The organism is Niallia alba (genome assembly GCF_012933555.1).
Taxonomy (GTDB): Bacteria; Bacillota; Bacilli; order Bacillales; family Cytobacillaceae; genus Niallia; species Niallia alba.
Genome location: NZ_JABBPK010000001.1, coordinates 4759621 through 4773284 on the forward strand (window position 1 = coordinate 4759621; position 13664 = coordinate 4773284).

At 34.7% G+C, this 13664-nt stretch carries 14 protein-coding genes; 4 read left to right on the forward strand and 10 right to left on the reverse strand.

What is annotated here, in order from left to right:
• Positions 1 to 39: 39 nt before the first annotated feature.
• From HHU08_RS22590 to HHU08_RS22600, 3 genes are read left to right on the forward strand one after another with little or no spacing between them, the layout of a single operon-like run.
• Positions 40 to 1830: a hypothetical protein gene (locus tag HHU08_RS22590; RefSeq protein ID WP_169189390.1), complete on the forward strand. Its 1791-nt coding sequence runs from the start codon at positions 40 to 42 to the stop codon at positions 1828 to 1830.
• Positions 1831 to 1841: 11 nt separating this feature from the next.
• Positions 1842 to 2558, forward strand: a complete 717-nt coding sequence (locus HHU08_RS22595; RefSeq protein WP_016204771.1) for an ATP-binding cassette domain-containing protein — start codon at positions 1842 to 1844, stop codon at positions 2556 to 2558.
• On the forward strand, positions 2558 to 2737 hold the full coding sequence (locus tag HHU08_RS22600; RefSeq protein WP_040344197.1) for a hypothetical protein: 180 nt from the start codon (positions 2558 to 2560) through the stop codon (positions 2735 to 2737). The genes HHU08_RS22595 and HHU08_RS22600 overlap by 1 nt, the downstream gene beginning before the upstream one ends.
• Positions 2738 to 2988: 251 nt before the next feature.
• Here the strand turns inward: HHU08_RS22600 and HHU08_RS22605 are convergent, their stop codons facing one another.
• The 4 genes from HHU08_RS22605 to prfA form a co-directional block, all read right to left on the reverse strand.
• The gene (locus HHU08_RS22605) at positions 2989 to 3171 is read right to left on the reverse strand and encodes a helix-turn-helix domain-containing protein (RefSeq protein WP_016202496.1); all 183 of its coding nucleotides are present in this window, start codon (positions 3169 to 3171) and stop codon (positions 2989 to 2991) included.
• A 225-nt stretch (positions 3172 to 3396) separates the two neighbouring features.
• The gene (gene spoIIR, locus HHU08_RS22610; RefSeq protein ID WP_016202497.1) at positions 3397 to 4098 is read right to left on the reverse strand and encodes a stage II sporulation protein R; all 702 of its coding nucleotides are present in this window, start codon (positions 4096 to 4098) and stop codon (positions 3397 to 3399) included.
• Between the two features lie 408 nt (positions 4099 to 4506).
• Entirely contained in the window at positions 4507 to 5370 is an 864-nt protein-coding gene (prmC, locus tag HHU08_RS22615; protein WP_169189391.1) for a peptide chain release factor N(5)-glutamine methyltransferase, read from the reverse strand.
• Positions 5363 to 6436 (reverse strand): peptide chain release factor 1, encoded by a 1074-nt coding sequence (gene prfA / locus HHU08_RS22620; RefSeq protein WP_016202499.1) that lies wholly within the window; start codon positions 6434 to 6436, stop codon positions 5363 to 5365. The genes prmC and prfA overlap by 8 nt, the downstream gene beginning before the upstream one ends.
• A 165-nt stretch (positions 6437 to 6601) precedes the next feature.
• Between prfA and HHU08_RS22625 the strand changes: the two genes are divergently transcribed.
• Positions 6602 to 7474 (forward strand): STAS domain-containing protein, encoded by an 873-nt coding sequence (locus HHU08_RS22625; RefSeq protein ID WP_169189392.1) that lies wholly within the window; start codon positions 6602 to 6604, stop codon positions 7472 to 7474.
• Positions 7475 to 7713: 239 nt separating this feature from the next.
• Here the strand turns inward: HHU08_RS22625 and HHU08_RS22630 are convergent, their stop codons facing one another.
• From HHU08_RS22630 to rho, 6 genes are all read right to left on the reverse strand, one after another.
• The gene (locus tag HHU08_RS22630) at positions 7714 to 8766 is read right to left on the reverse strand and encodes a hemolysin family protein (RefSeq protein ID WP_016202501.1); all 1053 of its coding nucleotides are present in this window, start codon (positions 8764 to 8766) and stop codon (positions 7714 to 7716) included.
• Between the two features lie 67 nt (positions 8767 to 8833).
• Positions 8834 to 10144 (reverse strand): hemolysin family protein, encoded by a 1311-nt coding sequence (locus HHU08_RS22635; protein ID WP_169189393.1) that lies wholly within the window; start codon positions 10142 to 10144, stop codon positions 8834 to 8836.
• A 38-nt stretch (positions 10145 to 10182) separates the two neighbouring features.
• Positions 10183 to 10569 (reverse strand): MerR family transcriptional regulator, encoded by a 387-nt coding sequence (locus tag HHU08_RS22640; protein ID WP_169189394.1) that lies wholly within the window; start codon positions 10567 to 10569, stop codon positions 10183 to 10185.
• A 228-nt stretch (positions 10570 to 10797) separates the two neighbouring features.
• Positions 10798 to 11415 carry a thymidine kinase gene (locus tag HHU08_RS22645; RefSeq protein ID WP_016202504.1) on the reverse strand — a complete coding sequence of 206 codons (618 nt, stop codon included), beginning with the start codon at positions 11413 to 11415 and terminating at the stop codon, positions 10798 to 10800.
• Between the two features lie 482 nt (positions 11416 to 11897).
• Positions 11898 to 12098: a 50S ribosomal protein L31 gene (gene rpmE / locus HHU08_RS22650; RefSeq protein ID WP_016202505.1), complete on the reverse strand. Its 201-nt coding sequence runs from the start codon at positions 12096 to 12098 to the stop codon at positions 11898 to 11900.
• A gap of 216 nt (positions 12099 to 12314) precedes the next feature.
• Positions 12315 to 13589 carry a transcription termination factor Rho gene (gene rho / locus HHU08_RS22655; RefSeq protein ID WP_016202506.1) on the reverse strand — a complete coding sequence of 425 codons (1275 nt, stop codon included), beginning with the start codon at positions 13587 to 13589 and terminating at the stop codon, positions 12315 to 12317.
• Positions 13590 to 13664 lie beyond the last annotated feature (75 nt).

The window sequence follows — 13664 nt, forward strand, 5'->3', positions numbered from 1 at the left end:
ATCTAGTACTTTTCAAGCAAAGAAAAAGGTGGGCTTTTTTTGTTAATTAATTGGATTAAATGGAAATTAAAAATTAGATGGAAAAGTCAAATGAACAATTTCATTTTTTTTAAAAAAATAAAACAGGTAAAAAATATTTGGGTTTGGGTAGTATTATGGAGTTTGATAAGCTTTAGTACCCTTCTAGGAGGTAGTTACTTACTTTTTAAAACAACTATCCTAAATGAAAAATTAACTGTAAGTGATCAACCATCAGGAATCTTATCAACCCTTGCTCTTCAAATTCTGTATTCTTTAAGGGAAAATCATTTTCTATTATGGTCATTACTTTTTTTCATTATATTTATAAATGCAATAATTTCCGGAATCGCTTCATCTAAATGGCAGCTACAGGCTGTAGATAGAGACTGGTTAATGATAAATCTAAAGACTAGCGAACAAAAATCTAATATCTATATTTATTTAGAATCTTTAACTTGGAATTCAAAAGTTTTTCTAATGGCATACGTTCCAATCATATTATCACTTGGGTATTTACTAAATCTAACACCAATAAAAATAATCTTAATTTTGTTCATTACTTTTTTGCTTTTTATAGTTTTGGGAATAATAAGTTCTATTTTCCATAATAAATATATGTGTTTACAAAGGAAGCGAAATCATTTTTTATTACGACTTGTTACAAATATACTGATAAGGTGCTTTCTATTTGTTCTAGCCTTAAATATGAGTAATCGATTAGTGCCTTGGATTAAAAACTTCCCACTAACATCAAATGAAATTGATATTGAAAAATATTACCAATGGATGCAACTTGGCACCAGTTCTCTAGCAAAATTATTTGAACCGATAAAAGATGTAATTACATTCTCTCTATTACCGAATAGTATCTTAGCAACTTATGCCATGGGGGAACTGGATTTAAAGGACTTACTAATTTCCAGTGTAATATTGACTATATTTGTTGGATTTACAGTCCTTCTTGCCTTTTCTAAAAGTAAGCCATCTAAAGGTATTTATTATCCATTTTCTTTTTATGAAAAGTGGATTGTTTCTCTAAGTGCTATTGTGAATAGACAATCATATATAACCTTTTTAATTAGAAATGATATTCGTACTACCTATTTCTTTCATAGATTTCCTATACTTCTAGGGCCATTGTCTTTCTGGATTCAATTGGGCATATTTACGAGTTTTATTCAAGTCTTTGAGCCATTCGATAAAATGTATCATTTTATTCTAGCTTTTTATTTCTTCTTTTTTGTATTTTTTTATGTATTTACAATGTTCTGGGGCTTAAATGGAATGTTCTCAATGGATAGTGTTGGCAAACATATCATTTTGCATCTTTTGTCTAAAAAAAATGCTTGGTCAATTTTTCTTTATAAATTTCAATTATTTTTAATTACTACACTTCCGTTATTTATTGTGTGTGACATTCTTTTTATGATTATCAATCAAGTTCCTTTAAATATTTCGATTATAGTTGGGGTATCTCACCTACTATTTTATTTTTTATTAACTATCATAATATTTTTACCATCAGTGATTAGTCCGCATTACAACTTTTTAAATATTGAACAATTAGAAGATTATCCAGATCAAAAAGCAGTACGGAACCTTATCAGGTACTTAACAGTAGGTATTTTTATCCCTTGTTTAATGTTACCTATAGCACTTTTAATGTCCGATTTCATTAGTATTTCACAGTATTTACATATAAACGCAATTGGAATCACTGTATTGTTTTTAATACTTTCGGGAAGCTTAGTTACAATTATTAAGCATAAATTAGTAAGGCTCAAGTGTTTGGATGACTTTTCTTTATAGGAGGGATTATATTGAATAGTATTTTGGAGTTTCAAAACGTAAAAAAAATAATTGAAGGGAAACCAATCTTAAAAAATATAAGTTTTGTAGTACCGAAAAGGAAAATTGTTGCCTTTTTAGGACCAAATGGAGCAGGTAAGACTACTACACTTAAAATAGCTGCGGGTCTATTAGAACATGAATCAGGTCAAATCATTATAAATGAAAATGAAAAATCACTTTATAAGTCAACCAATCCAGTTATGTTTATCCCTGACTATCCCTTGCTATATGAAGAATTAACAGGTTTTGAGTATGTAGAGATGATGATTGACATGTTTCAAATAAAGAAGAAAAATCCATATGAAAGCCTCTATCGTTACGATATGGATGACGAGCTGCACAAAAAAGTGAAGGATTTATCTTTGGGGAATAAGAAAAAGATTGCTTTATTTACAACCTTATTAAGTAATCCATCACTTTTATTGCTGGATGAATTTATTTCAGGTATTGATCCTATTAATATGAAGATAATCAAAGCAATTCTTCTGGATTACGTTAATAACGGGAATGCCATTCTTTTATCTACGCATCAATTAGAAGTAGCCCAGCATTTTTGCGATACGCTCATATTGATTAATAATGGGGAAATACTAGAAGATAATCTATCAATCACTTTGGTAACTGAAAATCATTCTACTTTAGAAGATTATTTTATATCTACATTGAAGACTAATGGGGGGAAATAATGAAAAAAAATTTTATTTTAGGAACTATAGTATTTTCTTTATTTGCCATTATTCCATTAATTTTCTCAATTTATAATGGTAATGCTAAAGATTCTATTGTTATTTCTTGTATTCTTATTGGCGTATTAGCTTTCACATTTATTGAATATAAGGGTTCAAAAAACAAGAGAGTAAAATAATCTTTATATTTAGGGGTAGCGTCACATGCCCATCAAGGTAAGAGATCATAATACCCCAGAACGAAAATTTTGTGTATCTTACTCGTTTTTATCGTTTTGGGGTAACTCGTTATTGCTAGCTTGATGGCGGATGGGGTCCTACCAGCAAAACGCGGAAAACATACGCTAAGACAATTCATGGAAATGAAAAACCGATTTTTCCTACGCTAAGGAATCATCGGCTTTTTTATTTTGCGATTAATACAGAATATTTAACTTTCACTTTCCAAATATCTATATAACGTAGATTTACTAATTCCTGTTTCATCTTTTATTTCAGTAACTGTTTTACCGCTCTCTTTCAACATCTCTTCCATTGATTCTGTTGATTCATTTGAGCATCCTGTTAAAAAAACAAACGTCATAAGCAATCCTGTTAGTACGGATTTCCACATTAGTATTCCTACTTTTCATCATCACAAAAAACATACCTTATGGACAATTTATTTCTCTAAGGAAACTTTTATGTTTGTATACAAAACACTTAACTATCTGAAAAATGTCAATAGTTTAAGCATAATTAGGTAAAATTTCTTAGATTGCTTTTGTCTGAGGATTATACAAAGAAAAAAGATGCCTTTATTAAAAGCATCTCTCTTAAACCTATTTAGTACTAGATATCATCCAAAAATCTTTTCCCATAATTCTACAAGGAAGAATTTCACTTCTACTTCCTCCTCTTTTTCCCCTTCAACAAATACAGGATCTTGTTTCTCTTCCGCTTTCCTTTCTTCCTTTACTGCCTTTTCCTTTGTTGTTTCTTCTTCTTTCTTCTCTGCTTTTTCTTCTTTCTTCTCTTCCTCAAATCCATCACTGACTGCTACTCCGTTAGAGAAGTCTAAGAAACATAGCGGTGGGAAAAGGACACACCACCAATTCGCACCTTCACCTTCCCCTAACGTAATCAGAATTGCATCATATTGACCAGCTGGATATAAAAACTCACCATAAAGTTTGGTTGGAAAATCAACCTTGTCAAAAGTAACATTAACTGCTTGGTTTGCTTTTTCTTCTTCTACTACTCTTTCAGCAATCTCTTGAATCTCTGGTAACTTTTCCTTCAATAAATCTTTCGCTGCCTCTTTAGAAGTTAATTCTGAAACCCAGTTTGTGATTTGTTCATTTACAGCGTCTCTCACTTTTCTTTTTAATGCCTGATCTTCTTCCTTATCACTGTTTGCTAATATTCTTAAACGAATCGCATCATTTGGAATGATTACCTCGCTATTTGCTGTTACTTCATTTTTAGGAATATATAAACTCATAATAGTAGATAGAATAAGTACAAATAAATAAATAGTTGCCATCGGTTTGTTTTTCATCTTTTAGCACCGCCCCTTCACTAACACAGTCTGGACAGATTAATAGAATCTTAAACTAGTAAAATTCATTTTCTTGAGTTGTTTTCTAGAGGCAACTACTATTTGCAGATATGTGAATTTTCTGGTGTTAGTACTTGAAGGTTTTATGCTTTAGTTTGGGGATTTCGATTTTACTTGTGGGTTTGGCACTTTTCCTTGCGAGTTTCATACTTTTACTTGCGGGTTTGGCACCTTTACTTGCGAGTTTAGCACCTTTACTTGCGCCTCCCCCTCCTTTACCAAAAACGGTCCAACTAAATCGGCAATAAAAAAGACATATCCCACACACCTTAACTTGTGTTTAGAATATATCTTTCTAAAAAATAAAACCCTCGTTTAAAAGCAACCGAAAAACAGAAGTTAAATAGCTCAAAATCCTACTTCTGCAAATACCATTCGATCTTTGCCATTAATATCATATTGTACTTCTACTTTTGCCTGCGGAAAAGCGGTTTCTAACAGCTTGGCAGCTGCCTTGCTTTGGCCTGCTCCTACTTCAAATCCAATAATCGCTTTTTCTTTAACAACAAGCGGTAATTCTTCACAAAGCCTTCTATAAAGAACTAGTCCATCTTCGCCTGCAAAGAGGGCTCTATGAGGTTCAAATTCCGTGACAATGTCAGACATTGTTTGGATGTCCCCTTCTGGAATATACGGAGGATTAGAAAGAACAATGTCAATACTTCTCCCTTGTTCCATAAGTGGCTGTAACAGGTCTCCTTGAATAAACTCTATATCTTCTGCCCCTAGTTTTTTTGCATTTTGCTTTGCTACAGATAAGGACACTTCATAAAGATCAGTAGCTACTACCTGCAAGGATGGATTTTCTAATTTCATAGTCACGGCAATTGCTCCGCTTCCTGTTCCCACATCTACTAGTTTTAAGGCTGCATTTTTTCCAAACAGCCTGTCTATCCGTGCAAGTGCAGATTGTACAAGCTCTTCTGTTTCAGGTCGAGGAATAAGCACTTCCTTATTAACTGTAAAGGCTCTGCCATAAAAATCTTCTTGACCAATAATATACTGGACTGGTTGTCCTTGGGCATGTAAATAGACTAGCTTTTGAAAGCTCTCGAATTGTTCATCTTCCATGTCTTCCCGAAATTTTATTAGCATTTCAGATCTACTGACTTGTAAGGTATGCCTTACCAATAACTCCGCTGCATATTCTTCTCTGTTATGGTCCTTTAAATAAGAAGAAGCCCATTTTAGGGCTTCGAATACCTTACACATCAGAAGCACTTTCCAAACGACTAGATTGTTCTTCAAAAATAAGTGCATCGATAATATCGTCCATTTTTCCTTGAAGGATTTGATCTAGCTTTTGAATAGTCAATCCAATACGGTGATCCGTTACACGGTTTTGTGGGAAGTTATACGTACGAATTCGCTCCGAACGATCCCCTGTACCTACTGCTGATTTACGTTGTTGATCATATTCTGCTTGTGCTTCTTGTTGGAATTTATCATAAACACGTGCTCTTAAAACCTTCATTGCTTTTTCTTTATTTTTAATCTGTGATTTTTCATCCTGACAGGAAACAACTGTCCCTGTTGGAATATGAGTTAAGCGTACCGCAGACATGGTAGTGTTAACACTTTGTCCTCCAGGTCCACTAGAAGCAAATGTGTCTACGCGGATATCTTTTTCATGAATTTCAATTTCAACCTCTTCTGCTTCAGGCAAACATGCAACTGTTGCAGTAGATGTATGAATACGACCACCAGATTCTGTTTCTGGGACACGTTGTACACGATGAGCACCATTTTCAAATTTCAATTTGCTGTATGCGCCTTTTCCGTTAATCATAAAAATGATTTCTTTGTAGCCACCAACGCCTGTTGAACTTGCATCAATTACTTCCATTTTCCAGCCTTGAGCCTCAGCGAAACGACTATACATACGGAAAAGATCACCTGCAAATAGTGCGGCTTCATCTCCACCAGCTGCTCCTCTTATTTCCATAATAACGTTTTTATCATCATTAGGATCCTTAGGGATTAATAGAATTTTTAAGCGTGCTTCTAATTCTTCAATGCGTGTACCAGTCTCATCTAACTCTTCCTTAACCATTTCGCGCATTTCTGGATCTAACTTTTCTTCCAGCATTGTTTTCGCTTCTAAATGCTGTTCTTTCACTTCTTTATATTCACGATAAACTTCTACTGTCTCTTGAATATCCGATTGTTCTTTCGAATAGTCACGCAGTTTTTTTGTATCATTTACAATTTCAGGATCACTTAATAATTCATTAAGTTTTTCATAACGATCCTCTACAGCTTGAAGACGATCAAACACACTATTCACCTCGTTTTTATCCATAACGTATTCATTATATTATAGGCTATTTTCCCCGTCAAAACCAATTCTTATGAAAAATGGTATTTGCAGATGATTAGGAGAGCCATTTTTTCATTAATCTATTATAATAGACTTAATAATAAGAAGAGAGGGTATGACCATATGTCCCTAACCAATCAATCCATTTATCAATATGTGATGGACCAGGCCCCAAGTATAACCCAAAAGTGGTTTGCCATTAAAGATGGAGAAGAAGGGTCTATTTACTCAAAAAATTCCACACCGTCTGTTGAACAGCTGCTGAAAAAACAGCATGCATATACGATTCAAACCGTCATAAGCGCTTTTTTAGAAGATGAGCATATTTTTGCTGAAAATCTAGAGCAATGGGCAAATGAGGTTGCTAAAAGCAGAGTAGAATTAGGAACACCTGTTCATGAAGTATTAGAAGCATTAAGTATTACGAGACAAACGATATGGAACACGATTGAACAGTTTATCCTTGAACAAAATAATATCCCGACCGAATTTGTATTACAATGGAGTTCTAAATATCACCTTACTTTTGATCGATTGACCAATCGATTCACAAACATGTATCACACTTATACTAAACAGAAACTTCATTCTCAACAAGAGTTAATCCAGCAACTAAGTGTTCCGGTTATTCCGATTACAGAGTCTATTGGCGCCATTCCATTAATTGGAGATATCGACAGCTTACGAGCAAAACTGATTTTAGAGACAGTTCCTGTTAAATGTAAAGAGGAAGGAATTCAACATCTGTTCATTGATTTATCTGGTATTTCTTCTATCGATACTATGGTTTTACATGAACTAATGAAATTAACTAAAATCCTTTCTTTCATTGGTATTGAATCTACTCTATCTGGATTAAGTCCTGATACCGCTCAAATGATTACTACCTTGGGAATTGGTTTAGGGAAAGTTCCAACATACAGTACGCTTAATCAAGCATTATCTTTTCAGCAAGTGCCAATGGATAAAGCAAGTAAACCTAAACCTCAATCCTAACTAATTTTTGCATTTTGCAAAGAAACTCCGATAAATTCTCCTTTCTAATTCACTTAGGGGTTACTACTACCCTAAGTGAAAAAGTATGGGATTTATCGGAGTTTTAGCTATATTGTTCTTTTTCTTTTCTAAAAGATTGTTGTTTTAAGGCAGCTTGAATACACATAGACCAAACAGGCAAAGTGTATTTAGGTTGCGGTTTACTGCAACAAACTTTACTTTCTATTAAACTAGTAAAATCAATGTAGTAGCTTTTCGCCTACATATTCATCGCGAATTTCTCCAACGATTTCTTCTAAAATATCTTCCATTGTGACAAGACCTACAATTACGCCTCTTTCATTCTTCACTAGTGCCATATGCACTCTTTCTTGCTGCATTTTAAGAAGCACGGTTTTAATTGGTGATGTTTGCAGAAAAATCGGCATCTCATGAATAAATTCTTCCATATTTGTCTCTCTTCCTGCTACTACATTTGTTAACATCTCTTTAGTATTTACGTAACCCACCAACTTCGTTCGATCTTTCGTCACAGGATATCGAGTATATTCATGTTTATCCAAAACAGTTAAAACTTCTTCAAATGTCATTTCTAATTCTACATTTACAATTTGTTCCCTCGGAATCATGATTTCTTTTAGAATTCGATTGTCAAACGCAAAGATATTCTTTAAATAGGCTAATTCCGTTTGGTTGATTTCGCCACTTTCATAGCTTTGTGTCACAATCAACTTTAATTCTTCTTCTGAATGAGCCGTTTCATGTCCAGTCGGTTTAACCCCAAACCATCCGAGAATTGCTCTCGATGAGCCATTTAATGCATGGATTATCGGCTTTGTTACTTTTCCAAACCAATACAAACCAGGAGCTAGCATTAACGTCATTTTTTCTGCATATTGGATAGCTAATGTCTTTGGAGCCAATTCTCCAATTACAACGTGTAAAAAGGACACAACCGATAAAGCTATCGCATAAGAAAGCACAGTTGATAAAGCACCAGGCACATCAAACCTTTCAAATAATGGATGAAGCAGCTTTTCTACAGTTGGTTCTCCTAATGCTCCTAGAATCAATGCAGTAATTGTTATCCCAAGCTGACAGGCAGATAAATAATAATCTAAGTCATGCGCTACTTTCTTTGCTATTACTGCCTTTTTATTTCCTTCTGAAATTAGTTGATCTAATCTTGACATTCTCACTTTTAAAATCGCGAATTCAGCACCAACGAAAAATGCTGTTAACATAATAAATACTGCTACTAAAAACAAATTCAATAGTATTATACTGTCCAATTATTTCCCTCGTTCTTGAGGGGTTCACCTCCATGATTTATAGATAAAGCAACTTTTCACATCTTAGCTAGTTTTTGACTACGCCTTGAGTAAGACTAACCTCTTTTATTTGATAGTTATCCATATCCGTCACCGTCCATAAACGGTCTCCTTGCTCTACTTGATCCCCAATCTTAGCAGTATCTAACAGCTGATATTGAATCCAACCTGCAATTGTGTCAAGCTCTTCACTTTCTTCAAACGGCAACCCAAAACGTTCTTCTAATTCATCTAGCAACACACGGCCGTTAATGAAATATTTATTCTTTCCCGACTCGCGGATGTCCGCTACTTCATCTGCATCAAACTCATCACGGATTTCACCAACAAGTTCTTCCAAAATATCTTCCATCGTCAGAATACCAGATGTACCACCATATTCATCGATTACTAACAACATATGCACTCTCTCTTGCTGCATTTTCAGCAAAGCATCTTGCAAGCGTGTTACTTCCAAGATGACAGGAAGATCCCGAACAAATTCTGCTAATTTGCGATTTCTGCCCCAAGCCATTTGTGTTAGCATTTTCTTTACATTCACGACACCAACGATATGATCTTTGTCTCCGTCTTCTGTTACTGGATAGCGTGTATAATTATGTTCATCCAATACTTTTACTATTTCGTCATAGGTCATATCTTTATTTAACGTAACAAATTCAGTTCTAGGAACCATAATATCCTTTGCTACCCTTTCATCAAAGGAGAAAACATTTTCCATATATTCAAGCTCTGTTTGGTCAATTTCTCCACCTTGATAACTTTGTGTCATTACTATTTTCAATTCTTCTTCTGAATAAGCCTGTTCATGCTTAGCAGGTTTTATCCCCATTAAACGAAGCAATACTTGCGCCGACCCATTTAACGCCCATATAAAAGGTTTCATCACTTTACCAAACCAATATAATGGCGGTGCAAGCATTAAAGTTAACTTTTCAGAGAACTGAATAGCAAGTGTTTTTGGAGCCATTTCTCCTACCACAACATGCAGGAAAGTTACCAATGCAAAGGCGATAGCATAGGACGCAACAGACGCAACTGATGGAGAAACATTCAGCAAATTAAATACTGGATATAGTAAATTCTCGACTGCGGGTTTTCCAAGTGCTCCGAGCCCTAGTGCTGTAACAGTAATACCTAGTTGACATGCCGAAAGATAATAGTCTAAATCACCAGCTACCTTTTTTGCGACAATTGCCTTTTTATTTCCTTCTGCAATTAACTGTTCAATTCTTGACATACGAATTTTAACTACAGCAAATTCAGAACCAACAAAGAATGCCGTCAACGCTATTAATAATGCAAGTAAAAATAAATTTGTTATCGTGATTATGTCCAATTATTTCCCTCTTTTGAGGGATTCACCTCCAGGAATAGTTACATTAAAGACAGTAATTTCATTACGTCTAATAATTTAGTTTCAAGTGTACGATACACTTTCTTTTTTTCTTCCTGCGGCGCATCTTTTAATTTCTCTTCCAATGATGTCAGTTTTTTTTGCAAGCAAGCAATTTCGGCCTGTACCTCATTCATAATTGGTTCTAAGTCTTCGTCTTCTATTGATTGAATGACTTTTCGAATTTCCTCAATAGACATTCGTTGTTTTTTCAAAAGTTTGATTCGTTCCAATGTATGAAGAACATCTTCCGAATAAAGACGATAATTGGAAGCAGACCGCGTTACAGGAAGCAATTTATTACTTGTATAATAATCAATTGTTCTTGTAGACAATCCGCTTAATTTCGCCACTTGGCCAATACGCAATAACGCCTTCCCAATGAAAAAACCCCCTCTGCAAAATAAGATATTTCTATAATAGCACATACAAAAATATCTGTACAGTAACACGTTATGGTTTGTAGTTAGTGTTGTTATCTAATGTAGTAAATTGATAACCCTGTACCGCTGCTCTCTCTTAAGAATATTTACATTCAAATAAAAAGAAGCTCTTATGAAGAACGACCAATTCATTCTTCACAAGAGCCTCTTTTCTTATAATGCATTCGATGTATTATCTTTATTTGCCTTCTCCGAACTTCTAGGTACTTCATGATGGTGGCGACATCTTGGTTCATAGGATTCAGATGCCCCTACTAATATGATCGGATCTTCATAGCAAGCTGGTGCTCCATTAATCAATCTTTGCGTTCTGCTTGCTGGAGAGCCACAAACTGCACAAACCGCTTGAAGCTTTGTTACTAACTCGGCAATTGCCATTAATTCTGGCATTTTCCCGAATGGCTCGCCTCTAAAGTCTTGATCTAAGCCAGCACAAATTACCCGGTGACCACTGTTTGCCAGATGCTGAATAACATCCACAATTTCATCATCAAAAAACTGTACTTCATCTATTGCAACTATCTCTATATCGGAAGTCACATATTCAAAAATGTCGGCTGATTTACTAATAGGAATTGCATTTGTTGCTGTCCCATTATGTGAGACAACTGATTCCTCACTATAGCGGTTATCAATACTTGGTTTAAACACTATATACTTCTGCTTAGCAAATTGTGCCCTTCTTACACGACGGATGAGTTCTTCTGATTTTCCTGAAAACATACTTCCACAAATAACTTCAACCCATCCATGATGTTTCATTACATACATGAAACCGCTCCTTCCTAGAATAAAAACAACTTGTCTCTTTCCTTACTCTATTTATATTTTTTCTATTTAATAGTCAAAGTAGGATAATCACTACCAATATTCTCTCTTACATACTTTAACAGCTATTGATACTAATTGAAATAATATATTCGACTCAATCATCATTTTTTAACAGCATCTTGATAGAAAAACGGATAAAGTAAAACTTGCATCAGCGGGGGGTTTTCCTTTCTCCCCCACTGATGGTTAGTTGAACCAATCGGATCTTTACAGATAGTTAATCTCCCACCTAGCTTCCTCGTATTCTCAGAAGCTTAAGGGGGGGAGTCTTACTGTCCGTTAAGAGTGGGATAAAAAAATACCATAAGATACTTAAGAATAAAAGTTATCAACTTACATTCATTCTTAAATATCCTATAATAGCCCAAAATAAAAACAGGCAAGGAGAAAAGTAACTTCTTGCCTGTTCTTGATATTTCATATTACTTAAGACCGTATTTTTTGTTGAAGCGATCAACACGTCCGCCAGCTTCAGCAAATTTTTGACGTCCAGTATAGAATGGATGGCATTCAGAACAAGTTTCAACTTTGATTTCTTTTTTAACAGAACCAGTTGTGAACTCGTTACCACAAGCACATTTCACCGTAATTTCGTTATAAGTTGGATGAATTCCTGTTTTCATTCCTTTTCATCTCCTTCCGCCCTGCAACTTTCGAAACAGAGTTATAAAACAATGCCATAAGCACTGTAATTGTTAAAACACATTGATTATATTATAACAAGGACATTCTTGTTTTGCAACACTATTAACACTGCATTGAATTTCCAAATAATGAAAAACCTTTACGTTTTTCTTTATCAAATGAAAGGTTAAAAACTTACCTGTATCTCTATTATCTTAAGAGCGTTTAGCAGTACCTGCTTTCATTTGTTCTCCAAGGATGGCAAAAAAGTCTTCATTGCTTTTTGTTTGTCTTAATTTTCTTAAGAACTTTTCAGCAAAGTCTGGTGAATCAGACATCGATTTACGAATAGCCCATAACTTGTCTAAATGCTCTTTCGGAATCAATAACTCTTCTTTACGCGTTCCAGAACGTCTAATATCAATAGCAGGGAATATTCTTCTTTCTGCCAATGCACGGTCTAGATGAAGTTCCATATTACCTGTACCTTTAAATTCTTCATAAATAACATCATCCATACGAGAACCAGTATCTACAAGGGCTGTAGCTAATATAGTTAAAGAACCACCCTCTTCTATGTTACGGGCTGCACCGAAGAATCGTTTCGGACGGTGGAATGCTCCTGGATCGATCCCCCCTGATAATGTTCTACCACTTGGAGGAATAACTAGGTTATAAGCACGTGCTAATCTTGTAATACTATCCATCAAAATAATTACATCACGCTTATGCTCTACAAGGCGCATCGCTCTTTCTAATACTAATTCAGCGACTTTAATATGATTTTCCGGAACTTCATCAAAAGTAGAGCTTACTACATCTCCACTTACAGATCTTTCGATATCTGTAACTTCCTCTGGTCTTTCATCAATTAGTAAAACAATAAGTTCCGCTTCTGGATGATTAGTTGTAATACTATTTGCGATTTCCTTAATAAGCATCGTTTTACCTGCTTTTGGAGGAGCCACAATAAGACCACGCTGCCCAAAACCGACTGGTGCTAGCACATCCATTATTCTAGTAGATACATTTCTCTGTGTAGTTTCTAAATGTATTTGTCGATTTGGATAAAGGGGAGTTAAGGCTGGAAAATGAACTCTTTCTTTAGCTGTCTCCGGATCATCGCCATTAACGGCTTCTACTTGAAGTAAACCAAAATATCTTTCGTTTTCTTTCGGAGGGCGGACTTTCCCCGAAACTTTATCCCCATTTCTTAAATCAAATCTTCTAATTTGAGACGCCGAAATGTATATATCCTGTGAACTTGGAGAGTAATTAATCGGTCTTAAAAATCCGAATCCTTCTGACTGAATAATTTCAAGAACACCTTCCATGAAGAAGTAGCCTTCTTGCTCTGCTCTCGCTTTTAAAATGGAGAAAATCAGTTCTTTTTTTGTCAACTTGCTATAATAGGCAACTTTATATTCGCGAGCTAATTCATATAACTCTTTTAATTTCATATTTTCTAAACTAGATATATTTAATCCCATTTTTACACCACTCTTTTATATTTTCAGTTATCCCTACCATTTATTTCGAAATGTGGGAAAGTTATTCTTCTGTTT

Coding starts and splice junctions, on each gene's coding strand:
- HHU08_RS22600 (WP_040344197.1), top strand. CDS start 2,558: ATGAAAAAAAATTTTATTTTAGGAACTATAGTATTTTCTTTATTTGCC.
- HHU08_RS22605 (WP_016202496.1), bottom strand. CDS start 3,171: ATGTGGAAATCCGTACTAACAGGATTGCTTATGACGTTTGTTTTTTTA.
- spoIIR (WP_016202497.1), bottom strand. CDS start 4,098: ATGAAAAACAAACCGATGGCAACTATTTATTTATTTGTACTTATTCTA.
- prmC (WP_169189391.1), bottom strand. CDS start 5,370: ATGTGTAAGGTATTCGAAGCCCTAAAATGGGCTTCTTCTTATTTAAAG.
- HHU08_RS22625 (WP_169189392.1), top strand. CDS start 6,602: ATGTCCCTAACCAATCAATCCATTTATCAATATGTGATGGACCAGGCC.
- HHU08_RS22645 (WP_016202504.1), bottom strand. CDS start 11,415: ATGTATGTAATGAAACATCATGGATGGGTTGAAGTTATTTGTGGAAGT.
- rpmE (WP_016202505.1), bottom strand. CDS start 12,098: ATGAAAACAGGAATTCATCCAACTTATAACGAAATTACGGTGAAATGT.
- rho (WP_016202506.1), bottom strand. CDS start 13,589: ATGGGATTAAATATATCTAGTTTAGAAAATATGAAATTAAAAGAGTTA.